Origin of the sequence: Cupriavidus sp. SIMBA_020 (assembly GCF_046535395.1) — a bacterium.
Taxonomy (GTDB): Bacteria; Pseudomonadota; Gammaproteobacteria; order Burkholderiales; family Burkholderiaceae; genus Cupriavidus; species Cupriavidus campinensis.
Genome location: NZ_JAWRWU010000437.1, coordinates 1 through 278, shown reverse-complemented (window position 1 = coordinate 278; position 278 = coordinate 1). Strand labels below are relative to the sequence as shown.

The following is a 278-nucleotide window of genomic DNA, read 5'->3' as shown; positions in this document are numbered from 1 at the left end:
CCATCGAATTGAGCGCCGTATTGCCGGCCCCGAGCCGCAGCTCGCCCATCATTTCGTCGGAACGGGCCAGGTAGCGGATCTTCTCGATCCGTTCCAGCACCTCCCGCATCGGCCCGATCAGTTCGATGGCCTTGGCGGTCAGGTGCACGGTGCGGCCGGCGCGCGCCACCAGCGCCACGCCCAGCTCCTGTTCCAGCTTGCGGATCTGCTGCGCCACGGCGCCGTGGGTCAGCCCCAGGCGGCGGGCGGCCTCGGCCATGGAGCCATGGCGCGCCACG

Annotated in this window: 1 protein-coding gene; it reads right to left on the bottom strand. The window is 70.9% G+C overall.

All coding sequences use genetic code 11. The features are described 5' to 3' along the window. A partial coding sequence (locus SB751_RS29940) for a LysR family transcriptional regulator (protein ID WP_410749016.1) occupies nt 1-277 on the bottom strand: 277 nt, incomplete at its 3' end. Nucleotide 278 lies beyond the last annotated feature (1 nt).